Here is a 21,112-nt window from a genome sequence, read left to right on the forward strand (position 1 = left end):
AGTGTACCGGAAAGCAGGGATCGGGAGTCAGGCAGCAGTGGATTCTCGCGATACTTCCGGATTGCGTGCTGATACGTCCAATGCTTATCCGTATGCGTAATTGCCGGAGGTGTGGTTCGCCCCACCGCAGGCAGTCCGATACAATGGTTTCATTCGGCTAGTGAGCAGAAATAAGAGAGATTTTTTGAGAATGCTGGAGCAGGCGCACGTGAGAGGTACGATTGGCCGCGGTCTGCGGCTTATGTTGGTGGGGTCATTGAGCGTGATGGGGAGCGTGGCGCTCGCCGCGACGGATTCCCCTGCCACACAGACGAGGCTTGAGGCCCACACGCGTATCGAGAGCCGCAATGGGAGCAATCTCACGCAGGGAGTCTTTACGGTCTCCGTCACGGGAGAGGACGGCAAGGCAGCTGCGGGCACGGTTACGCTGGAGGACGGCGGTAAGCCGCTGGCCGGCACGGCGCTGAATGCCGCAGGGCAGGCAGAGATCACACTGGATCTGGCTGCGGGCACGCATACGCTGCGCGCCATTTACGCAGGCGACACGGCTCATGCGGGATCGAACTCCGCGACCGCGCAGGTGACGGCAGAGGCTACCGGAACACCGGATTTCCAGGTGGCGCTGAATCCGGCCTCCATGACGCTGACGCAGGGACAGAGCGGAAGCTCGGTTGTATCGCTGACGCCGGTGGATGCGAGTGCATTGACCGGTCCGATGTTTGTGACGCTCTCCTGCTCGGGCTTTCCTGACCAGTCCTCTTGTACGTTTACGCCGCAGAATGTGGAGATTCAGCCGAATACGACGGCGGCGGTGACGAGCGATATGGTGGTAGCCACGCAGGCTACGGGAAAGCGTGGAGCAATGCTGCAACGCAGCAATAGCATGGCGCTGGCGATTCTGCTGCCTGGTGCTGCGGGGTTGGTGGGACTGGCATTTGGAGCACGCAAGCGCGGCTGGGCACGGCTGATGCTGATTGCGCTGGTGGGCGTGGCGACTTCTCTGGGTATGTCGGCTTGCTCGCCGCTTTACAACTACTACAATCACGGGCCGAACCCTAACCTGCCCACACCGGCGGGGACCTATCAGTTGCTGGTAACGGCACAGTCGAGCAATGGCGTTTCGGCGACAACACATTCAACACAGTTTGCGCTGACGGTGAATACGCTAGCGAACTGACTCTCGTGAACTAGAAGAAAAAGCCGCGCATCGTGCGCGGCTTTTTTGTTGTGATTGAGGGTCAGATTCGACGCAGTGTGAAGCGCTGAACTAGACTTCTTCTGCAATGAACAAAGCGATTTATTGGGGGCTTTTTCTGGCGCTGGCAGAGTCGGCGGCTGCACGGGGATAACTCGGCGCGATTCTCTGCGCCGGATATTGATTTGAAGCCCGGCGACACGATTACCATCGAAGGTGTGCCGGATAAAGGCGACCCGGCGGCATTGGATTACATCGAGCTGATGCCGGTACAGTAACTTATTCTGAATGTTCCTGCACGAATTTCTGAATTTTAGGAGAGCTATGTCTTTCTCACGCCGCCGTTTTCTCTCGACTACCGCCGGAGCTGCCTTTGCTTCTTCTGCCGCACCGCTCGCATTGGCTCATGCTGAATCGAGCATGGTGCAGTCTCAGTCCCAGTCATGGCCTGAGATTACGAGCCTGCCGAAGCTTGCGGGACAATCACGGCCATTTACGAATGCTGAGCGACTGGCTCGAATCGATCGCGCGAAAACACTGATGGCGGCGAACAAGATCGATGCGATTGTGCTTACGGGCGGGACTTCGTCGGTGTACTTTGCAGACCTGCGGCTTTATGGCAGCGAGCGGCTATGGGCTCTGGTGATTCCTGCCAAGGCAAAGCCGTTCCTGGTGGTGCCTGCGTTTGAGGAAGACCGTGCAAGGGAGATTCTGGATGCGGGGCCGTTTGGCAAAAACGCCGACATACTGACGTGGCAAGAGGATGAGAACCCGTTTGCTTTGGTTGGCAAGGGGCTGCGCGACCGAGGCATATCGACGGGCACTGTGGGCGTTGATGAGAATACGAAGTTTGTCTTCGCGGATTCGATTCGTGCGGCGAATTCGCATTTGACGATCGTTTCCGCGACGCCGGTGACTGCGGGCTGCCGCATGGTGAAGGATGCACACGAGATTGAATGCATGCGTCTGGCCTGCAAGGCGACATTGCTGGTCTATCGTGCGGTGGCGCGGTCCGTGCATCCCGGTATGACGAATGCGGATGTTGAGAAGCTCGTAGATCTGGGCTACCGGCAGGTCGGTTTTCGGGGAGATGCGTCACTGAATATCGATGAGTTTACGGCGCTGCCGCATGGCTCGCCCAAGCCGCAGACACTGAAGGACGGATCGATTCTGATGCTCGATGACGGCTGCGTGGTAGAAGGCTATACCTCCGACATTACGCGGACCTTTGTGCTGGGCAAGGCGACGGACAAGATGAAGAAGGTATTTGATCTTGTGAAGGCGGCACAGACGGCTGCGTTGAAAACGGCGCGGCCGGGGGTGGTGACGGGCGATGTGGATGCTGCTGCACGCAAGGTGATTGTGGATGGCGGCTATGGGCCGGCGTTCACGTACTTTACGCATCGCGTGGGGCACGGCATCGGCATGGATATGCATGAGTGGCCGTATTTTGTGAAGAACGATATGTATGGGTGGGATCTTGCGCCGAAGCTGAAGGCCGGGATGACGCTGAGCGACGAGCCAGGCGTATATATCAAGGGTGAGTTTGGCGTGCGGCTGGAGGACGATCTGCTTGTCACGGAAAACGGCGCAGAGCTGCTGACCCCGCAGAGTCCGTCGATTGAGGATCCGTTTGGGGGGATGGGGTATTAACTACTCCGCGCTCTTAACCATCTTGACGATGGGCAGTGCGTCACCATTCCAGAGCGGGACTGCGATGCGTTCGGCTTCGACATAACCTTTGAGTGTGTAGAGCGGGACGCCGGTGAGTGTCGATCCCATCTCGAAGCGGCGGAAGCCTGCGGCGCGGGCGGCGTCTTCTACTGTGGAGAGAATAAGTGAGCCCAAGCCCTGACGAGCGAAGTCTGGATGCACGAAGATGGCGCGGACTTTGGCTGCGTCTGTGGCGGGGTTGAGTAGCTCCGGCTCACGTCCCGGGCCACGGTCTGAGCCGAAGAGGGTCTTGCGCTTCGACCATCCGCCACAGGCAACCAATCGATTTCGCTCGGGAGATTCAGCTACGAAATAAGTCTGATCTGCGATAAGTTGCGTGTCCACGCCGAGCACGGTGCCGAGAGCGCCTTCGATTTGCGAAGGCGTGTAGTCATTGGCCTGCAGGCTTCGTACGGAGGCTTCAATCAGCGCGTGCAGGGCGGAAAGGTCGGCAGGCGTGGCGAGGCGTAACTTGAATCCAGAAAACTCCATAGAAACCTTGAATCATTGAATGTAGAAGCCGTGAATCATTGTAAGCTGAATGCGACTTTTACTTGACGGAGGCATATTGTATGAAATCAGCTCTTCTTGCTGTTGTGCTGGTGGGTACAGCTTGTGCTGCGCTAAGCGCGCAAACCGCGCCCGCTGTGAATCCGGCTGCCGCAGAGGCTGCCAAGGCGGACTCAAGCATTCGCGAAGCTATTACAGCGCAGGCTGATGCGTGGAACCGCGCGGATGTGGATACGTTTATGCAGACCTATGAGGATTCGCCCGACACGACGTTCATTGGTATGACTCTGCGCAAAGGCTATAGGCCGATCCTGGAGCGATACAAGCAGAGCTATACGACTGCAGAGCAGATGGGAAAGCTGACCTTTACCGATCTGGACATACGGCTGCTGCCGGGTGCATGCGGCAAAGCTGAGCTGGCACTGGTGACGGGGAAGTTTCACCTTGAGCGCACGGCCAAGGGCGAAGCGAAGAAGGATGACGGCATATTCTCACTGGTATGGCGCAAAGGACCGAAAGGGTGGAAGATCATTCTGGACCACACGAGTTGAAACCTTTGCTGTGCGCGGCACACGATTCATTCAGGAGGTTGCCATGGAAACCTGGGCCACACTCTCCATTACCGACCACCGCAAGCCGATCTATCGCCAGGCGCTTGCACTCTTCGACAAGATCGTCGTGCCGATTCCCTCTTCGCCCATCGGCGACCAGACTGCTGAAGAACTTGATCGGCTCGAAGCCGACGTTGCTTTCCTTGAGCAATCTGGCGCCGCACGGCGCTACGAGTGGGACACGAAGGAATATGTTGAGTGGCGCTCTCCGCTGATGGCTGAGGCCCTGGCGCGCGGCATCCGTCGCGATACCTACATGGATACACGCATCATGCTAGCCAAGAAGATGACCGTCGACGGCGTGGAGGCGGTGCCTGTGTACGGAAACATGGCAACCTATGGCATGGCACGCGGTGCGATGGGCCTGGTGAGCTGGGGCGAAGTCAACGAAGCCTTGACAGTGGAGATTGCACAGACTCTTCCGGTGCCGGATCATGACACCCCGCTTGAAGACCTGATTCGCATGCGCGAAAGCGCCGCATTTCAACAGGCGATGAAGGATCTAAACGAATGGAAGTATCTTCGCATCCCTGCCATTCTGCTCGCGCCCGATCACGAAGGTGGCTTGCGTCGCGCGATCCAGGACTTTAATGAGATGGCGGATAAGTACACGGCGGCCATGAAGGAGCAGCAGCGTACAACGCGGGTCAAGATTCTCTCGATTCTTGTCTCGGCAGCAACCGGCGATGCTGTTGGTGTCCTCAAGGAGGGTGCTACATGGTTCAACGAAAGTCGCACACCCCGCTGGATGGAATTGGCGGAGCGCAAATGCGCTCCCGGCGGGGTTGTCTATCATTTCGAGGAAGCCGTCCACTGAACTCCGGTCTTGTACACTGAGCACGATGAGTTGCCTCTTTTGCCAGATTATCGATGGAAGCATTCCTAGCACAGCTGTGTACCAGGATGAGCAGTGTTACGCCTTTGCGGACATTAACCCGCAGGCGCCAGTGCATATTCTCATTGTGCCGCGTGTGCACATCGCCTCTTTAGCGCAGACGGGGCCGGAAGACACGGCGATGTTGGGGCACCTGATGGCCGTGTCAGCAGAGATTGCGCGCAGCAAGGGATTGGGCGCAGGGTATCGCGTGGTGGCGAATACCGGTTCGGATGGTGGACAGACTGTAGGCCACTTGCACCTGCATCTGCTGGGTGGTCGGGGACTCGGCTGGCCGCCGGGCTAAAATGGCATTGCTGCCTGGCGATTGTTTCTCGATATATTTTTGATTTCTCAGGGCTGCATTGATCACAATGCGGAGCAAATTAGATATTTCCTATTTTCGCTTATTAAGGAGAGAAGGTTCACGATGCCTCATCTTCAAATCAAGTTTGGCACCGACGGCTGGCGCGGTGTAATTGCAGACGACTTTACGTTTGCGAATGTGCGCACAGCGGCGGAAGCGGTTGCCGCGTATGTACATGCCAAGGAGGACCATGCGAAGGGGCTGTGCATTGGCTACGACACGCGCTTTGGATCGAAGGCCTTTGCGCGGACTTGTGCCGAAGTCGTTGCGGCTACAGGGATTCCGGTGCTACTGGCGGATCGTATTACGCCAACGCCGGCGCTGAGCTATGGGGTGCGTGGGCGGAAAGCCGCCGGCGGCATCATGATTACCTCTTCGCACAATCCGGCGCAGTGGAACGGCGTGAAGTATAAGGGCTGGTATGGTGGGTCGGGAAAGCCCTCGATGATTGCGGAGATTGAGAGCTTTCTGGGGGCGCCGGTGCCTGCGGCGGCTAAGTCTGCGGCGATTACGGAAGTGAATTTTCTACCGGATTATCTGGCGGCAATTGAAAGCTTCACGGATCTGGGACAGATTGTGAAGTCTGAATTTAAGTTCTGCATTGACTCGATGTATGGCGCGGGGGGAACGATTCTTTCAGAGATCTTTACGCGGCTGGGCGTGGAGCACGTGCAGATTCGCGGCGAGGTGAACCCGCTCTTTCCGGGGATTAACCCGGAACCGATCGAGCCGCATATTCGCGCGCTGGGTGAGGCGGTGGTGACGCATGGATGCGATGCCGGACTTTGTACGGACGGCGATGCGGATCGCATTGGCGCGACGGACGAACATGGAAATTTTGTCGATCCACACAAGATTTTCTCAGTGCTGTTGAGCTGGGTGCTGAAGCGCAAAGGCTGGCCGGGCGCGGTGACGCGGGCCTTCAACACGACGAAGATGCTGGATCGGATTGCGGCGAAATACGGGCGCGAGCTGATTGAGCACGGGATCGGTTTTAAGTACGTCTGCGACCTGATGCTGGAGCGCGAGATTGTGATGGGCGGTGAGGAATCGGGCGGCATTGGCTTTCAACGGCATCTGCCGGAGCGTGATGGCTTGCTGAATGCGCTGCTGCTGGCGAACGTGATGGCGGAGGAAGGCAAGACGCTGGGGCAGCTTGTGGCCGATCTGCAGGCTGAGTATGGCGAGCATCACTATGGACGCATCGATCTGCATATTTCTGACGAGATCAAAAATGGTGCGATTGCGCGGGCTAAGGCGCTTAAGACGGGCGATGTTGGTTTTGCGGGGATGAAGATTCTGCGGCAAGAGACGCTGGACGGGGTGAAATTCTATCTCGACAATCCCGAAGCGGCGACGAAGCCCAATGCCGCAGAGACCTGGATTCTGCTGCGCGCCAGCGGCACGGAGCCGTTGATGCGAATTTACACCGAGTCGACTTCGCCGGAGAATGTGAAGAAGTTGTTGGAGTCGGCGCGGAGCTTTGCGCTGGGAAACTGAGCCTGCGAGAGGAGACACGAATGTTTATCCACATTTTTGGTTTTCGCTGGAGGCCAGAAGCCGCTGATAGCCAGAAGAATAGCGCGAAGGACGCGATCCTCGCATTTCGCGGTGCGATTCCAGGGTTGATCGACGTGCATGTCGGTGAGAATGTCTCGCCGCGCAACCAGGGATTTACCTTTGCCGGGTTGATGACCTTTACGGACAAGGCCGCTGCGGATGCGTATACGATTCATCCACAGCACCAGGCGCTGCTGGATTGGCTGGTCCCACTGATTGAGCCGGTAGAACTGGATTTCGAGGCTTAATCTACTCGCGGGCTAGACACCTTCGCCTACGCCGCCGATGATTGCGATTTTGGCGCGTTTGCCCAGGCGAACGACAAACTTTGCAGGCAGAAAGTCGATGGGAACGAGCGAGTTGGCGGCGACTTCACCGTCGAGCTTGACGGCCTTTTCGGCGATCTTCCGACTGGCTTCTGCGCCGCTGACGGCGAGGCCTAGCTGGATCAATAATTTCGGCAGACGGATCTGCAGGATTTCGGCGGGGCCTTCGACATCGGCGAAAGCGATGTGGACCTCTTCGAGGTCTTCGCTGGCAGTCTTCTGCTGGAACATGCGGGCCCAGTTTTCGTCGGCAGCCTGCGCGGCGGCCTCACCGTGGAAGCCTGCCGTGATGGTGCGCGAGAGGCGCTTTTTGGCTTCCATGGGATGCAGGGTTCCGGCAGCGACTTCTTCTTTCATTGCGTCGACTTCACTCTGCTTCAGGTCCGTCAGGAAAACCCAATACTTCCACATCAATTCATCGGAGATGGACATGAGCTTGCCGTACATTTCGGATGGCGGTTCCTGGATACCGATGGCATTGCCGAGCGATTTCGACATCTTCTGCGTGCCGTCGAGGCCTTCGAGGATCGGCGTCATGAGCACGATCTGCGGCTTCTGATTGTAGTGGCGCTGGAGCTCGCGGCCAGCGCCGAGATTAAAGCGTTGGTCGGTGCCGCCTAACTCGACATCGCATTCAAGAGCCACGGAGTCATAGCCCTGCATGAGGGGGTAGAGGAGCTCGTGGAGGCTGATGGGCTGTTCGTTCTGGAAGCGCTTGTGGAACTCGTCGCGCTCGAGCATTTGCGAGACGGTGAAGTGCGACGCAAGGCGAATGGTCTGCTCATAGCCCAGTTTGCCCAGCCACTCGGAGTTGTAGCGGACTTCGGTGAGCTTTTCGTCGAGAATCTTGAAGACCTGCTGCTGGTAGGTTCTGGCGTACTCGTCGATCTGCTCCCGGCTCAGCGCCTTGCGGGTCACGTTCTTCCCGGTCGGATCGCCTATGAGCGAAGTAAAGTCTCCCACCAGAAAGATGACTGTGTGCCCCAACTGCTGAAAATGCCTAAGCTTGCGCAGCAGTACGGTGTGGCCCAGGTGCAGGTCGGGTGCGGTGGGATCAAAGCCGGCTTTGACGCGCATCGGGCGTCCTGTCTTGCGGCTTTCTTCAAGGCGCTCGCGCAGGTCGGAGACGCGGATGATTTCGGCCGCGCCCTTTTGCAGTAAATCCAACTGTTCGTCTACGGGTAGAAACGCGCTCATACTTCTATCAGTATAAATTTGCCGCGGCACGGTTCGCTTTTGCTTCATCTCCCCGACATTTCCGCGGGTAATTCTCTCTAAATATTAAACAGGTAAACTTGCAAGTTAAACTTCTAATATGTAAAAATTATCGTATGGCGAAAAGATCGCTCGATACTGCCATCTCGGATTTGATCCAGGCTATCGGTCTCCTGGTGCGCCGCGTGCGCTCGGCTGCGATCATGTCATCGAATGAACTTTCGATGACGGAATCACTGGTACTGGGACGGCTCGAAAAAGAAGGTCCTGCGACGACAGCCGAGTTGGCGCGCGCAGAGAGTATGCGGCCGCAGTCGATGGGAACAGTGGTTGCAGAGCTTGAGGAGCAGGCTCTGATTGAGCGATCGCCGCATCCCTCCGATGGCCGCCAGATGATTCTCTCGATTACGGGCAAGGGAGCGGCAGTACGCGCAAGCGTGCGGAGCGCGAAGCACTCATGGATGATGCGGGCAGTTGCTGAACTAAGCAAAGAGGATCAGGAGACGCTTTTTGCAGCTGGAGAGATTCTCCGGCGGATGGTGCAGAAGTGAGCGAAGCGCGGTTTTCGCATGCGTGGCGGGCGCTATGCTCGCCGAACTTTCAGCTCTTCTTTGCGGGTCAGAGCATCTCCGTTATTGGAACGTGGATGACGAGACTGGCTGCGAGCTGGCTGGTTTATCGACTCACAAACTCGGCGCTGCTGCTGGGTGTCGTGAGTTTTGCGGGACAGATAGTCTCCTTTCTATTAGGTCCATTTGCGGGCGTATGGGTGGAGCGGCTCAATCGCCGCAAGTTGCTGGCCTGGATACAGGCCGCATCGGCAATGCAAGCTCTTGTGATGGCCGCGCTGACGCTGACACATCAGATCAATCTCTGGGAGATTCTTGTTCTTACTGCTGTACAGGGCATCATTAACGCTTTCGATATGCCGGCTCGGCAATCGTTCCTGGTACAGATGGTGGACGACCGCAATGACTTGAGTAATGCCATCGCCATCAGCTCGTCGATGAACAGCGGTGCGCGCCTGATTGGCCCGGCGATTGCAGGCATGGTGATCGCGGTCTGGGGCGAGGGCATTTGTTTTCTCATCGACGGCATTAGTTACCTGGCCGTGATTGCATCGCTATTGATGATGCATATTGAGCGCGAGGCCGTCACGCGCCATACGCGCACAATGCTGGAGCAGATGCGCGAGGGATGGGATTACGTTCGCACCTTCGAGCCAGTTCGCACGACGCTAGTGGTCTTTGCGCTTACAAGTTTGATGGGATATCCGTTTGCGGTGCTGCTGCCGGTCTTTGCTGCGCAGGTGTTACACGGCGGTGCGCATACGCTTGGTTGGCTTTCTGCTGCGACGGGGGTTGGCATGATGGTCTCCGCGCTCTTGCTGGCGGCTCGAAAATCCGTTGCCGGACTTTCCAGGGTGATTCTGTCCGGAATTGCGGTGACAGGCGTTGCGCTGATCTTCTTTGGCTTCTCAAACTGGCTGTGGTTATCGCTTGTATTGATGTGCTTTGCGGGCTATGGCCTGATGCAGTGCGCATCGGCAAGCAACATGCTGATTCAGTCGCTGGTGAGCGAAGATATGCGAGCCCGCTCGATGAGCTACTACACGATGGCGTTCTTTGGCTCCGCGCCATTTGGCAGCTTGATGGTAGGGGCACTGGCGCACTGGATAGGCGCGCCGCGTACCGTGATGTTGACCGGAGCGTGCTGCGTACTTGTCGCTATCTGGTTTACGTTTCGCCTGCCTCGCATGAATGCATCGATGCAGTCTATCTATTGCAAGACAGGGCAGCTTCCTTCTGACGAGTTAGAACCGGTCGCTGAGGAAGCCGCACATTGAAACCCTTACTTACACTTCCCGAAAGGAAAATAAGATGCCACTGACACAACTTGATTCCGCCGCCGCCCTGATAGTGATTGATCTACAGAAAGGAATAACCGGCTTTACTGTTGAACTTGGCTCCGCCGATGTAGTGAGCCGCTCGGCTGAGCTGGCAAAGGCGTTTCGCGAGCGCGGACTGCCTGTGGTGCTGGTGAATGTGACTGGCCGCGCACCGGGGCGCGTTGACCAGGGATTCGGAAATCGTGCCTTTCCTCCAGACTGGGCGGACCTGGTACCGGAGCTCGATGCGCAGCCTTCGGACATTCTGATCAGCAAGCAGCGCGTGGGAGCGGTTCTAGGAACGGATCTCGACGCGAAGCTGAAGGAACGCGGTGTGACGCAGGTGTTCATGACCGGCATCGCTACCAGCATGGGTGTTGAAGCAACAGCGCGTAGCGCATTTGATCTTGGCTACAACGTGGTCTTTGTTTCAGACGCAATGACGGACCTGAATCCTGTTTCGCACAAGCACACTTTGGAAACGACGTTTCCGCGCATGGGTGAAGTGGACACGACGGATAATGTGCTGAAAGCGTTGCGCGGGTAAACCTACTCAGCGCGTAAGGCTGCCAGAGGGTTAATATGCGTTGCCTTCCAGCCGGGGGCCGATGCTGCTGCGATCGCAGTAAGCAGAAGCAGCAGAGAAGCTCCGCCCAGGCTTGCCGGATCCATGGGTTGCACGCCTACCAGCATGGCTGAAACAAGCCTGGCAAGCAGCAAGCTCAACACCAATCCTGCTGCAATGCCGATGCCGGCGAGGATGGCTGCATGGCGCAGAATGGCGCGGAGAATGACAGCGCGATTCGCGCCAAAGGCCATGCGGATGCCGATCTCGAAGGTGCGCTGCGCGACTGTGTATGCCATTGTTCCGTAGACGCCAAGCATGGAGAGTAGCAGGCCGGCGGCAGCGAAGAGCGAGATAAGCGCTGCGCGGAATCGCTGCGCGGTAATTGATTCATTCACGATCGAGTCCATGGTGGTAAAGCGCATGGCGATGAGTGGATTTGCCCGCGCGATCTCCGAATGTACGGTGTTTATCAGCGTCAGCGGTTTTACGTGGGTTCGCAGAACAATATGGATCTGGTTTGCGTAGGCCGGATGTTGTTTCATCGGCATATAGAGCGCAGGCCCAGGGTTTTCTGCGGGCGAGTTCTGGCGAATGTCGCCGACAACACCGACGATTGTCATCCACTTGTCGGAATCAAGCCCGCATTGAATCTGTTTGCCAATCGGATCGATGTTGCCAAAGCTCTGCTTTGCGACAGACTGGCTGATGACGACAACGAACGGATTGTCGTAGGCGTCCTGCGCATTGAAGTCCCGACCGCGCAGCATAGGAATGCCCATTGTCTGGAAATATTCAGGGCTGGCTACGCTGAAGATCGCCTCTGGCGCGTGATGGGATTCCACAGGCAGTCCACCACGTGTGTTGTAGTTGCCATTTGAGCCATACGGCCCCATGGGCAGGCCCATTACGCCTGCCACATGTTCCACGCCAGGTATGGCCGCCAGGTTGGCAAAAATCTCGTCGAACTGCCGCAACATGCGGCGATAGTCATCGTCAGTATGTGCAGGATTGTCGGCATCCACGACTAGCATCCGCTGCGTTTCAAAACCCAGATCACTGGTCATCAGTGTGGACATGGTACGCAGCAGTAGCGCTGCGGCCACAGCCAGAACAAAGGTTGCGGCGATTTCCGCAATGACCAGGCCATCGCGCAGCCTGGCCGCACCCTTACGCTCCATGCCGCGAGAGGCATCCTGCTTCATCGCATCGGCTGCTGCTACCTTTGCCGCGCGCATTGCCGGAAGGATCGACGAAACCAGCGCTGTCAATACTGAGATCGCCATCGTAAATGCCAGCACCCATCCGTTCAGATGAATCTCGCCGGCTCGTGGCAATTCCTTGGGAGCCATTGCGATCAGTATTCGGACAGCAGGCAGAGCCAGAAGCAAGCCTGCTGCGCAGCCCAGTATTGCGAGCAGAAGACTCTCCAGCAGCACGGGCCGCATGACCTGCCAGCGTGAAGAGCCAAGCGCCTTGCGAATCGCAATCTCACGCTGGCGCGTCATGGAGCGCACCAGCTGCAGATGCGTCACATTGACGCAGGCAATGAGCAGGATGATGCCTACTGCGCCCCAAAGTAGCATCAGGGTGGGCCGCGCGCTGCCGGTCAACGCTTCTGTCATTGGCAGAGCCACCATTTGCTTGTTGCGATTATCTTCGGGGTAGGCCGTTTGCAAACGTTGGGAAAGGCTATTCAATTCCGTTTGCGCTGTCTGAAAGCTCGTGCTTTCCCGCAGCAGAGCCACAGCTCTGTAGTTAAAAGCTGTGCGCGATTTCGATTCTGGTAGAAGAGAAAATGCTTCCCACACCTCGGTCTTGCCTGGTTCATGAAAGCTGCCCGGAAGAACGCCGACAATTTCAATTGCTTCGTTTTCAATGTGAACGGTCTGGCCGAGCGCAGCCTGCGCGCTGCCAAAGTTATTGCGTGCAAACTGTTCGTTCACCAAAGCCGAGCGATGCGACTCGGCATCCGAGAAAAGCCTTCCCGCGATGGGCTGCAAACTGTAAACACGCGGAAAATTCTCATCCACCCAGGTGACTTCGGTATATGTAGCGTGATCCCGCAACTGCACGCCTTCCTCGCCGCCGGCCATCAGGCTTACCGCTTCGAGACTCTTCGCCTGATCACGTACGTCTACGCCATCCGGTCCGGTGACGCGCCGTGTTGTGCGCCCAGTGTTACTGTAGCGCGTGCCTAGAACTGCGAGCCTGTCGGCATGATTGAACGGAAGCGGAGCGAGGAGGATGGAATCAATTGCCGTGAAGATAGCGGCGTTGGCTCCGATGCCGAGCGCCAGTGTAAGTGTGGCAGTCACCGTAAAGGCGCGATGCCTGGCAAGTTGACGTGCCGCGAATCTGAGATCAGAAAAAAATGAGCTGACGGAATTTTCCCAGCCATACGAATTTGCCTGCGCCCTTGCTGAGCTCATTGTTCCAGCCTCCATGCGGATGGTGCGCCGCGCCTCTTCGGCAGTCATGCCGTGCTCGACCTGCGCAGCTGCGGCCTCTTCAAAGTATCGCTCTATCTCGTCGGCGATATCGCGCTCACGCTTTGTGCGCCGCAGCAGATTTCGAATGCCATAGATGAGCGAGCGCAGGAAAGCCATGCGTTACGCCTCCACCTTGAGTAGACGCGCTACCGCAGATGCTCGGCGCGCCCAATCAGCGGTTTCCTTTTCGAGCTGCTTCTTGCCGGCACGGGTGAGCGAGTAGTACTTGGCTCGGCGCGAGTTCTCTGTCTGTCGCCACTCTGAGTCAAGCCAGCCGGCGCGTTCAAGACGTTGCAACGCGGTCAACAGAGAGCCGGGGTTGATCTTGAAGACCCCGCGCGATACCTGCTCCATGCGCCGCGTAATACCAAAGCCGTGCATCGGCTCCAGGCTGAGGGTCTTGAGAATCAGCATGTCGAGCGTGCCCTGGATTACGTCTGTGTTTTCATCCGTCATGACAATGACAGTAGATTGTGTACTCTTGAGTGTCAAGATGTGATTTGCAAGATAAATAATCGACGGATAGATTCTCTGAAGGAAAACTGAAATGAAATTGTGAGATTTTGCTATTTAGGCATGCGGCTGCGCAGGCGCTTGAGGACGTTGGGAGGCACGAGGCCGGAGATGTCGCCGTGAAAGCTGAAGACTTCTTTGACCATGCGCGAGCTGACGAAGGAGTAGCGGCCCGCGGGCTGGAGGAAGACTGTCTCGATTTCCGGCGCGAGGCGGCGGTTCATGAGCGCCATCTGGAATTCGTATTCATAGTCGGAGATAGCGCGGATGCCACGCAGCACGGCCGAGGCACCGATGGAGCGGGCAAAGTCCACCATGAGGCCATCAAAGGTAGCCACCGAGACATTGTCCAGCGCGCGCGTTGCCTCCTGCAGCATTTCTACACGTTCCAAGACAGGGAAAAGCGGATTCTTGCCGGGGTTATTGAGCACGGCGACGGTGAGATGCTCAAAGAGCTTGGACCCGCGTTGGATCAGATCCACATGGCCGTTGGTCGGCGGGTCAAATGTTCCGGGATAAAGTGCCTTAGCGCTCATGGTTGCGGCTCTTGCGCGATTTTACGGTATTTGCGTAGATATGTATCCCACATCCAAGGAGCACGGCGGCACTCAGCTGGAATAGGCGGGCTCTTCGTTGTCCTTGTGCACGGTGCGCGAGGAGAAATAGAGAGAGACGACGGTGATGTCATCCGTCTGCCCGAAACGTTTGGCGGTCTGGGCTATGTAGCGGGCGGGTTCGTTGCTGACCTGCTGCGTGCGCTCGAAGCCAAAGAGCTCTCCGGCCTCATTGGTGGCTTCGACGACGCCGTCGGAGAGGAAAACGAGACGCTCGCCGCGATTGAGCTGGAACGTAATCTGCTCATAACGGTTGTCGGCAATCACGCCGAGAGGCAGGCCGGGAGGCAATTCGATTTCGCGGCCGTCACGGTAGGGACCGAGGTGGCCGGCATTGGCGATAGTCATCTCCCCGTTGGGATACACGCGCGCGCAGAGGCAGGTGGCAAAGCAAGGAGCAGCATCGAGTTCCGGGACTGCGCCGGGCGCGGAAACGGCGCCAAGCAGCACGCGATTGAGATGTTCGAGCACAGTGGCGGGATCGTGGGACAGTTCATTGCGGAACGCGCCGACCAACGTGCTCGAATTCATGGCTGCCTGCAGGCCCTTGCCGCTGACGTCGCCCACGACGATAAAAAGCGATTCGTCCTTGAGCGGAAGCACCTGGAAGAAGTCGCCACCGACGCCGTTGACAGGCAGATAGGCGCTTTCCAGCATGAAATTGCGGGTAGAGGGAAGCTGCGTTGGAATCAGTAAGGCCTGCACGCTGCGTGCGGCAGCGACTTCTGCATTGGAACGCTGTTCGTCCTGGCTGACGCGGATGAATCGATAGAGAATGACCACGACGAGACTGATGAGAAAGATGGAAAAAGAGACAGTGCCAGGGCCAAATGCAACTGGTCCGATGTGGAATCTCAGAGACTCAAACTGCTCCGGAAGCCAATGTTTGTTGGCTGCGTATGTGAGAACGTTATCGGTGGAATCAGCTGTGGCAGCAAGAAGGAATGGCAGGAGCATTGCGCCCGCGTCGCCGCGACGTTTACGCCAGGCCAGGAAAAGCAGGACGCAGGTAAGGGAGCAGAACACGATTTCAATAGCGACCGAGAGGAAGTCGTATATCTGATCGAAAGGGGTGAGCGCCAGAAAGGGCAGAAGAAGCACGGCGATCTGTACGCCACGGACGAGTTTGCGATAGGGACTGGCCGTGAAGCGAAGGACAAACTCAAGCGTTACTGCCATGAAGATGCGGCCAATAAAGCGCGAGAGAATTTGATACGCGGGAAACGACAGCACATCCAGGCCAAAGCATGCGTCGACCGCTCCTGAGATGGAAACGGCTATGCAGAGCAGTGAGAGCCAGAGGTATTCCGAATGATTTCGCTGCGCCAGAAAAAGGGCCGCGCCTAGCATGGCTGCGCACAGAAATAAAAATGCGACGACGATGGAAGCAGTGGCGTGCTCGTTCCATTGAGTGGCGGAGGACTCCGCCAGTTTGTCCGAGATTTCGGGACGAGTACCGAGCTCCACCCTGACAAGCAGGCCTCGATGTATAAAATCTTTCGGACCGGCCCAGGTGCGGATCGCGAGCACTCGCCCGCCAGAGGCATCCGGCGCATAGAGCGAAGCGTCAAACGGCGGCGACTGGTACTCCACCGGATGCTCGGTCATTCCCTTTGTGTGGCCGGTCTCTACTCCATTTGCGAAGACGACGAGCTGTCCGGCGGCATTGCCGGTGATGAGCAGCTCCAACGGAGCGTTGGTGGAAGAATTGCCGAAGGCAGCGACCTGAGCGCTGCTAAGATGCAGCCGATACCATCCATAGCCGGTGTAGGGCTCGAATCCCTGGCTTGTAAGCGGCTGGCTCGGATCGACGACTGACCAGGTGGAATCGTCAAAGCCGGGCTGGGCCCAGCTCGGATCGTCGCCGATCTGAAAGCGCCAGGGGCCGGTGAGGTTGATGACGCCGCGCAGATTGATTGGCGCAGAGGCCACGGTAGTGGAGGGCGCAGGAGTTTGCGCGCCCGCATGACAGAGCGAAAGGGCACAAAGCATTACTAGCCAGCGAAAGATCCATCGCGAGGAGTCCTGCACTGGCGCTCGCCGGGTCATTGTCATGTGCTTTACACGCCCCGAACTCAATTTGCCCCGAGGAAAACCTGAGCACGGTGTTCGGGGTGGCCTTGCTATTTGTACGCGCTGAGTGGTTCTGTGGTTCCCTGTCAGCGCCGCGCTTTCACGGCTTCCTTAGCTTCGGCCGTGCCGCCGGCGGGGACTTCAGGAACTTCAGCCTTGGATGCGGCGCCGATGTTCAGCTTTTTCCGCAATTCCGCGTCCATTCTGGCAAAGGTTTCCTTGTTTTCCTTGAGGAAGTTGCGGGTATTCTCGCGACCCTGGCCGATGCGCTCGCCTGCATAGCTGTACCACGCGCCGGACTTCTCGACGATGTTATTGGCCACTGCAAGATCGAGAACGTCGCCTTCGCGGCTGATACCTTCACCGTAAAGAATATCGAACTCGGCCTCGCGAAAAGGCGCGGCGACCTTGTTCTTGACGATCTTCACTTTGGTCCGGTTGCCGACTACGACATCGCCATCCTTGAGCGCAGAGATGCGGCGGATATCGATGCGAACCGAGGAGTAGAACTTGAGTGCGCGGCCGCCGGTGGTGGTTTCCGGATTGCCGAACATGACGCCGATCTTTTCGCGTATCTGGTTGATGAAGATCAGAGCCGTGCGCGACTTCGAGACAGTGCCGGTGAGTTTGCGGAGCGCTTGCGACATGAGCCGCGCCTGCAGGCCCATATGCGATTCGCCCATCTCGCCATCGAGCTCGGCCTTGGGCACCAGCGCGGCGACGGAGTCGACGACGAGTACGTCAATTGCGCCGGAGCGGACGAGTGCTTCAGTGATTTCCAGCGCCTGTTCGCCGGAGTCCGGCTGCGAGACCAGCAGGTTGTCCACGTCTACACCCAGCTTCTTGGCGTAGCCGGGGTCAAGTGCGTGCTCAGCGTCCACAAAGGCTGCAAGGCCACCGTTTTTTTGCGCCTCGGCAATGATCTGCAGCGTGATCGTGGTTTTGCCGGAGGACTCAGGACCATAGATCTCAACGACGCGGCCACGAGGAATGCCTCCCACGCCGAGCGCAGCGTCAAAGCTGATGCTACCCGTGGAGATGACGGCGATAGGAATCAGCGCCTCACGCGAGCCGAGCCGCACGATAGAGCCTTTGCCGAATTGTTTTTCAATTTGTGAGAGGGCGAGTTCTACTGCTTTGGCACGGTCGTCGGCAATGGCCATTTGGCACGTCTCCTTATGCGGTCCTCAGAATAGAGCTTGCGCGTACCACTGTTCAACAGAACAACACTCTCAGCGCGCATGGGCACTTTTTGCGGTCAACCACATTTCCTTGAGGGTAGTTTGTGGAAGCGAGTGTAACAAGGTTCAGATTACCAAAGATAGCGTACAAACGGCGAAATTCGGGGACGAATTCAAGATTTTTACGTAGCTCATGAGTAACCAGATGCAATCCAGCGCAGGATTGCATCCTCGACCGCAGATAGGCCGTCTTAACAAAGGGGAAAGCCTGAAAAGCAAGGGCTTCATGCGTTTGCCGCTCAGGGAGGAGTTTTATGCAATTCCATCGTTCTGCGGCTGGTTCGTCTTCCGGGGCATCGATACGGCGTTTTCTGCTGACTTCTGCGACAGTTGTCGTGCTGTTTATTGCCGCTCAGCGGGCACACGCCGCAGTGTCAGAGGATCCCACAAAGCCAAATCTCATTACATTGGATGTCTTTGTGGCGGACAACCTTGGCCATCCTTTGCACGGGCTTGATCAGCAGAGCTTTACCTTGATGGACAATGGCCAGTCACGCCAGTTGGTGAGTTTTCGTGCCGTGGATCCAACTGCGGAACCGAATAGTCTTAGTGTCCTGCTGGTTGTGGACATGCTGAATAACACAGTCACTCAGGTGGGGCGACAGCGAGAACAGATCAGCGAGTTCTTCAATCAGGATGGCGGCAGGCTTGCACATCCCATGGGGCTGGCTGTAATGACGGAAAACGGCGTGAAGATGATGAACGGATACAGCCGGGATGGTCACGAACTGCAGAACGCTTTTGAGAAGGTACAGTCTGAAATTCGTCCAGTTGGCCGTTCAGCCGGTTTCTATGGAGCTGCGGAACACTTGCAGGAGTCGCTCAGAGGACTTCAGGAGATTGCCGCCTTTGAAGCGAAACAGCCGGGACGCAAGCTGGTATTTATGATTGGCCCGGGATGGCCGATGCTGGTGAATGCGGGCGTGGAAGCCAGCGACAAACAGCGCGCATGGGTTTTCAATACACTCGTAGAGATCTCCAACAGCTTACGTGAGGGGCGTGTTGCGCTTTACAGCCTCGATCCGTTTGGCCTGGGTTCGCCGGGAGGGCACGCGGATCCGTTCTATTACCAGAGCTACCGGAAACCGGTGACAAAGGTGAATCAGGCCGAGTATCCGTATCTGGCGCAGCAGGTGCTTGCTGAGCACTCCGGCGGCCGCGCGCTCATCTCATCGAATGACACTCTGGGCGATCTCAACTCAGCCATGCGGGATGCCGGCGCGTACTACGAGCTGACTTTTGAGGCCCCCGCTGCTGCAAAGCCAAATGAATATCACAAGCTGGAAGTGCGCGTGGACAAGCAGAACGCACAGGTCCGCACGAACGCGGGCTACTATGCGCAGCCGGGGGCGATTGGCGGCAAGACCACACCGCCGGAAAAGGTTCCTGAGCCGGATGCCGGGTTTCCAAAGCCGTAGTACAAAATCCCGACTTCTGAAATTGCCCTTGTGCGGCGTAAACAGGGGTAAAGATTTCAGACTTACAGAATCTGTGGGGAAAAGCTAAGACGCTCCGGAGCTATCCGTTTCTTTTTCAGCGGTTTAAGGTTCTGCGACGGGTACAGAATTACAGATTCTGTAAAGGAGAAAATTTTGCGTTTTTTGTTTTCATTTCATGTAAGTTGTTTATTTTAAAATAGTTGAGATCACTTTTTGAGCTGAAAAAGGGTGTCTTAATGCGGTCTAAAGCGGGTTTAAATGCCATTTTTGTGCGTCAAACTTCATCCTGAAATGCTGTCGGCGAGATGTCGGGGGTGAAAAATACGAAGGCCCGGTCTATGAGGACCGGGCCTTTTTTGACTACAACACGAGTATGGCACAGATGCGGATAATTTTACGCAAACTATTTGGAAGGAATTTTGGGTGCGAGAGGGCAACCCACGCAGTAACGTGCGATGGCCTGGCCTCGGGTATATCTGCCTGGATTCTGCTGTAGCTGGAGCCGTGGACTCAGATCGCGTAAGCGCCGATGCGAGTTTCGCGTGTGGTCAACGCGTCGGACTGGCGGTCGAGAGCTTCGTAGGCTGCGTCGTGCTCTTTACGAAAGCTGCGGAAGGCCTCTTCGCTGGTCCAACGGTCAATGGTGAGATAGCTGCCGTGTACATAGGCGTCGCGCAGCAGCTCTGTGCCCTTGTACTCGGGAGACTCGCGGAAGAGCTGTGACCATGGGCCTTCAGAGCCGTAGGCGGCTTCAAAGGCGGCGATATTTTCTTCGGCGATTTCAAACTGCCAGACGACGATGAACATGATTTGGTCCTGCATTCCATCGTAGCTCAGGTAAATTGCTGCGAAAGCATGAAGGCGGCATTTGAGCATCTCAATTCCCGGAATATTCAAGATATGATGAGAGCGCTCCCCGGAGACTTCCATGCAATTTCGTTTATTCGTATTTGCTGCCTCGTTCATCGCCACAATGACATTCATCGCAGGCGCTCAGGATTTTCTCACTGTGGATGAATCGGCGATTCGGCACCATGCCCAGCAGCAGGCTTCCCCGGTGTATCCACCGATTGCCAAAGCGGCGCAGGTTCAGGGCACAGTAGTGCTTTCCGTGAAGATAGACGCGTCTGGCCGCGTTGAATCCGTCCAGGCACAAAGCGGACCCCCGATGTTGCGGCAGGCAGCGATCGACGCATTCCGTCAGTGGACCTTTCAGCCTTTCGAAAAGGATGGCAAAGCCGTCAAAGCTACCGGTTCCATCTCAATTGCATTTGATTTGGGAAAAGACGGGTCGACACCGGATGAGCTCAAAACAGCGAAAGAGTATTTCGCTGTTGATGGTGAGTGCCGGAAGGCAGTTTCAAACCATTCGGATGTCACGAATGCTGCATCGGTCTGTGATCATGCCGCAAAAATTGCCGAGCAGTTCCCATCGGATCGGCGCTTTATTGAAAAGCGCTCAGCCTATGTATGGGCCGCATGGGCAACGATATATAACAATGATTTCAGCGCCGGCTTGAACTGGGCAAAGAAGGCTGTCATGGTCGTTCAGCTAAAGCATGACGACAATTCCGGCAGCAATGCTGCTTATACGGTGCTCGCCCTTGCAGAGGCTAAGTCAGGTGACCTGCAGTCTGCAGATAGTAGCTTTTCAACGGCTGAGGATTTTGGGAGAAAAGCCATTGCGTGGGCCAAACAGGTTGGCTTTGAGCACGGTGACTCCTATAGACAGAGCTTGAATCAGGATTTACACCTTCATGCACAGGTGTTGCAGGTGCTGAACCGGCCGCAAGACGCGCAAAAGAAGCTCGATGAAGCTGCAACGCTCCAGTAAAGCTACTTTACTTTGGTCGCTCTACGGCAGTTACCTCGATGCTTTGCGCTTAGTAGCGGTGGTATCGTTTGGAGTACGCTGC

General features: G+C 56.8%; 20 protein-coding genes. 12 read left to right on the forward strand and 8 right to left on the reverse strand.

Going from position 1 to position 21,112, the window contains the following annotated elements:
* Positions 1–208: 208 nt before the first annotated feature.
* Both VO84_RS12120 and VO84_RS12125 read left to right on the forward strand, forming a co-directional pair.
* Positions 209–1,177, forward strand: a complete 969-nt coding sequence (locus VO84_RS12120) for an Ig-like domain-containing protein (protein ID WP_197414004.1) — start codon at positions 209–211, stop codon at positions 1,175–1,177.
* A gap of 342 nt (positions 1,178–1,519) precedes the next feature.
* Positions 1,520–2,848: a M24 family metallopeptidase gene (locus VO84_RS12125; protein ID WP_058187859.1), complete on the forward strand. Its 1,329-nt coding sequence runs from the start codon at positions 1,520–1,522 to the stop codon at positions 2,846–2,848.
* On the opposite strand, the gene VO84_RS12130 is transcribed toward VO84_RS12125, so the two are convergent.
* A complete protein-coding gene (locus VO84_RS12130) occupies positions 2,849–3,400 on the reverse strand; it encodes a GNAT family N-acetyltransferase (RefSeq protein ID WP_058187860.1) in 552 nt (183 codons plus the stop codon). It abuts the gene before it with no gap.
* An 80-nt stretch (positions 3,401–3,480) separates the two neighbouring features.
* Here VO84_RS12130 and VO84_RS12135 point away from each other — a divergent pair, with 80 nt between their 5' ends.
* The 5 genes from VO84_RS12135 to VO84_RS12155 all read left to right on the forward strand — a co-directional run bounded on the left by VO84_RS12135 (position 3,481) and on the right by VO84_RS12155 (position 7,078).
* A complete protein-coding gene (locus VO84_RS12135; RefSeq protein WP_082661929.1) occupies positions 3,481–3,969 on the forward strand; it encodes a YybH family protein in 489 nt (162 codons plus the stop codon).
* A 43-nt stretch (positions 3,970–4,012) separates the two neighbouring features.
* The gene (locus tag VO84_RS12140; protein WP_157439857.1) at positions 4,013–4,846 is read left to right on the forward strand and encodes a DUF6236 family protein; all 834 of its coding nucleotides are present in this window, start codon (positions 4,013–4,015) and stop codon (positions 4,844–4,846) included.
* Positions 4,847–4,871: 25 nt separating this feature from the next.
* Positions 4,872–5,210, forward strand: a complete 339-nt coding sequence (locus tag VO84_RS12145) for a histidine triad nucleotide-binding protein (protein WP_058187862.1) — start codon at positions 4,872–4,874, stop codon at positions 5,208–5,210.
* Positions 5,211–5,333: 123 nt separating this feature from the next.
* Positions 5,334–6,770 carry a phosphoglucomutase/phosphomannomutase family protein gene (locus VO84_RS12150; protein WP_058187863.1) on the forward strand — a complete coding sequence of 479 codons (1,437 nt, stop codon included), beginning with the start codon at positions 5,334–5,336 and terminating at the stop codon, positions 6,768–6,770.
* 20 nt (positions 6,771–6,790) lie between these two features.
* Positions 6,791–7,078, forward strand: a complete 288-nt coding sequence (locus tag VO84_RS12155) for a Dabb family protein (RefSeq protein WP_058187864.1) — start codon at positions 6,791–6,793, stop codon at positions 7,076–7,078.
* Positions 7,079–7,090: 12 nt separating this feature from the next.
* Here VO84_RS12155 and tyrS read toward each other — a convergent pair whose 3' ends face one another.
* Complete coding sequence (gene tyrS / locus VO84_RS12160) at positions 7,091–8,353, reverse strand: tyrosine--tRNA ligase (protein WP_058188740.1); 1,263 nt, start codon at positions 8,351–8,353, stop codon at positions 7,091–7,093.
* Positions 8,354–8,487: 134 nt separating this feature from the next.
* Here tyrS and VO84_RS12165 point away from each other — a divergent pair, with 134 nt between their 5' ends.
* From VO84_RS12165 to VO84_RS12175, 3 genes are read left to right on the forward strand one after another with little or no spacing between them, the layout of a single operon-like run.
* Positions 8,488–8,922 (forward strand): MarR family winged helix-turn-helix transcriptional regulator, encoded by a 435-nt coding sequence (locus VO84_RS12165; protein ID WP_058187865.1) that lies wholly within the window; start codon positions 8,488–8,490, stop codon positions 8,920–8,922.
* Positions 8,919–10,217 carry an MFS transporter gene (locus VO84_RS12170; RefSeq protein WP_058187866.1) on the forward strand — a complete coding sequence of 433 codons (1,299 nt, stop codon included), beginning with the start codon at positions 8,919–8,921 and terminating at the stop codon, positions 10,215–10,217. Before VO84_RS12165 ends, VO84_RS12170 begins: the two co-directional genes overlap by 4 nt.
* A 34-nt stretch (positions 10,218–10,251) precedes the next feature.
* The gene (locus VO84_RS12175) at positions 10,252–10,806 is read left to right on the forward strand and encodes an isochorismatase family protein (RefSeq protein WP_058187867.1); all 555 of its coding nucleotides are present in this window, start codon (positions 10,252–10,254) and stop codon (positions 10,804–10,806) included.
* Between the two features lie 2 nt (positions 10,807–10,808).
* On the opposite strand, the gene VO84_RS12180 is transcribed toward VO84_RS12175, so the two are convergent.
* From VO84_RS12180 to recA, 5 genes are all read right to left on the reverse strand, one after another.
* Entirely contained in the window at positions 10,809–13,433 is a 2,625-nt protein-coding gene (locus VO84_RS12180; protein WP_058187868.1) for an ABC transporter permease, read from the reverse strand.
* A 3-nt stretch (positions 13,434–13,436) separates the two neighbouring features.
* Positions 13,437–13,772, reverse strand: a complete 336-nt coding sequence (locus tag VO84_RS12185) for a PadR family transcriptional regulator (protein WP_058187869.1) — start codon at positions 13,770–13,772, stop codon at positions 13,437–13,439.
* A gap of 110 nt (positions 13,773–13,882) precedes the next feature.
* The gene (gene coaD, locus VO84_RS12190; RefSeq protein ID WP_058187870.1) at positions 13,883–14,365 is read right to left on the reverse strand and encodes a pantetheine-phosphate adenylyltransferase; all 483 of its coding nucleotides are present in this window, start codon (positions 14,363–14,365) and stop codon (positions 13,883–13,885) included.
* Positions 14,366–14,437: 72 nt separating this feature from the next.
* A complete protein-coding gene (locus VO84_RS12195; RefSeq protein WP_058187871.1) occupies positions 14,438–16,435 on the reverse strand; it encodes a PP2C family protein-serine/threonine phosphatase in 1,998 nt (665 codons plus the stop codon).
* A 167-nt stretch (positions 16,436–16,602) separates the two neighbouring features.
* Entirely contained in the window at positions 16,603–17,673 is a 1,071-nt protein-coding gene (recA, locus tag VO84_RS12200; RefSeq protein ID WP_058188741.1) for a recombinase RecA, read from the reverse strand.
* A 338-nt stretch (positions 17,674–18,011) separates the two neighbouring features.
* Here recA and VO84_RS12205 point away from each other — a divergent pair, with 338 nt between their 5' ends.
* A complete protein-coding gene (locus VO84_RS12205) occupies positions 18,012–19,175 on the forward strand; it encodes a VWA domain-containing protein (RefSeq protein ID WP_058187872.1) in 1,164 nt (387 codons plus the stop codon).
* Positions 19,176–19,706: 531 nt separating this feature from the next.
* Here the strand turns inward: VO84_RS12205 and VO84_RS12210 are convergent.
* Positions 19,707–20,126: an antibiotic biosynthesis monooxygenase family protein gene (locus tag VO84_RS12210; RefSeq protein ID WP_058187873.1), complete on the reverse strand. Its 420-nt coding sequence runs from the start codon at positions 20,124–20,126 to the stop codon at positions 19,707–19,709.
* On the opposite strand from VO84_RS12210, the gene VO84_RS12215 reads away from it, so the two are divergent.
* Entirely contained in the window at positions 20,125–21,030 is a 906-nt protein-coding gene (locus VO84_RS12215) for an energy transducer TonB (RefSeq protein ID WP_058187874.1), read from the forward strand. The two genes, VO84_RS12210 and VO84_RS12215, sit on opposite strands and share 2 nt — an antisense overlap.
* Positions 21,031–21,112 lie beyond the last annotated feature (82 nt).

The organism is Occallatibacter gabretensis (assembly GCF_001449115.1).
Lineage (GTDB): Bacteria > Acidobacteriota > Terriglobia > Terriglobales > Acidobacteriaceae > Telmatobacter > Telmatobacter gabretensis.

Excerpts from the sequence above, each read along its gene's own strand:
- VO84_RS12125 (WP_058187859.1), top strand. The coding sequence starts at position 1,520 with ATGTCTTTCTCACGCCGCCGTTTTCTCTCGACTACCGCCGGAGCTGCC.
- VO84_RS12130 (WP_058187860.1), bottom strand. The coding sequence starts at position 3,400 with ATGGAGTTTTCTGGATTCAAGTTACGCCTCGCCACGCCTGCCGACCTT.
- VO84_RS12135 (WP_082661929.1), top strand. The coding sequence starts at position 3,481 with ATGAAATCAGCTCTTCTTGCTGTTGTGCTGGTGGGTACAGCTTGTGCT.
- VO84_RS12140 (WP_157439857.1), top strand. The coding sequence starts at position 4,013 with ATGGAAACCTGGGCCACACTCTCCATTACCGACCACCGCAAGCCGATC.
- VO84_RS12145 (WP_058187862.1), top strand. The coding sequence starts at position 4,872 with ATGAGTTGCCTCTTTTGCCAGATTATCGATGGAAGCATTCCTAGCACA.
- VO84_RS12150 (WP_058187863.1), top strand. The coding sequence starts at position 5,334 with ATGCCTCATCTTCAAATCAAGTTTGGCACCGACGGCTGGCGCGGTGTA.
- VO84_RS12155 (WP_058187864.1), top strand. The coding sequence starts at position 6,791 with ATGTTTATCCACATTTTTGGTTTTCGCTGGAGGCCAGAAGCCGCTGAT.
- tyrS (WP_058188740.1), bottom strand. The coding sequence starts at position 8,353 with ATGAGCGCGTTTCTACCCGTAGACGAACAGTTGGATTTACTGCAAAAG.
- VO84_RS12165 (WP_058187865.1), top strand. The coding sequence starts at position 8,488 with ATGGCGAAAAGATCGCTCGATACTGCCATCTCGGATTTGATCCAGGCT.
- VO84_RS12175 (WP_058187867.1), top strand. The coding sequence starts at position 10,252 with ATGCCACTGACACAACTTGATTCCGCCGCCGCCCTGATAGTGATTGAT.
- VO84_RS12180 (WP_058187868.1), bottom strand. The coding sequence starts at position 13,433 with ATGGCTTTCCTGCGCTCGCTCATCTATGGCATTCGAAATCTGCTGCGG.
- VO84_RS12185 (WP_058187869.1), bottom strand. The coding sequence starts at position 13,772 with ATGACGGATGAAAACACAGACGTAATCCAGGGCACGCTCGACATGCTG.
- coaD (WP_058187870.1), bottom strand. The coding sequence starts at position 14,365 with ATGAGCGCTAAGGCACTTTATCCCGGAACATTTGACCCGCCGACCAAC.
- VO84_RS12195 (WP_058187871.1), bottom strand. The coding sequence starts at position 16,435 with ATGCTTTGTGCCCTTTCGCTCTGTCATGCGGGCGCGCAAACTCCTGCG.
- VO84_RS12205 (WP_058187872.1), top strand. The coding sequence starts at position 18,012 with ATGCAATTCCATCGTTCTGCGGCTGGTTCGTCTTCCGGGGCATCGATA.
- VO84_RS12215 (WP_058187874.1), top strand. The coding sequence starts at position 20,125 with ATGCAATTTCGTTTATTCGTATTTGCTGCCTCGTTCATCGCCACAATG.
- VO84_RS12210 (WP_058187873.1), bottom strand. The coding sequence starts at position 20,126 with ATGGAAGTCTCCGGGGAGCGCTCTCATCATATCTTGAATATTCCGGGA.